General features: G+C 61.3%; 1 protein-coding gene. It reads right to left on the minus strand.

What is annotated here, in order from left to right; genetic code table 11:
• Positions 1-352: 352 nt before the first annotated feature.
• The coding region (locus ACYVIP_RS44590; RefSeq protein WP_460407293.1) for a hypothetical protein at positions 353-620 on the minus strand (268 nt) is incomplete at its 5' end.

Raw genomic sequence — 620 nt, forward strand, 5'->3', positions numbered from 1 at the left:
CCGGAGCTGCTGAAGCTTCTGTCCCTGCGTAAGCAACGCAGCTGGCGGCTCCTACCCGTCACGTATGAGGGCGAGCTGGTGATGGTTGCCGGCGCGCGTGTCTGGTCGGGTGGGTGGTCTGATGCTCTCGCTATCCGCGATCGAGGTGACGCGAAGGCTTTCCGATGTGACCCAGCTGGTGGCGAAGTGTGGGGTCGAGAAGGCGGCCTCGCCGAGGTTCTGGACTTCCTGATGGAGCTTCCGGCGCCGTCCGCCCCCCATGCACCCGTCCTGGTAAGGGCGAGGGCACCGCGGTTGTGGCTGCCTCCCCTGACGACAAATCTGTGATCGACGAATCTGTGAGCGTTGTCTTCTAGAAGTGGAGAATTCCTTGCTTAAGGACGACGACACCGACGCCGTTGTTAATGGGCGGGTTGTCGGGGGTTCTGAACACGCCACTGAGTGGGATCAGCCTCTGGAAGATCACGGTTGGAACGTCTGGGTTGATTTTGGGGAAGATGTGGAGTTGTTCATCTCCACCAAGCGGTGGGCTGACGGCACGGTTGATGTTCTTGTTGCGCCAGAACCCTACCCGGCTGACGGGAGTCTGCCCACGGCCTACGCTCACCGTCATGGCGTTC

Source organism: Actinophytocola sediminis (assembly GCF_054779715.1).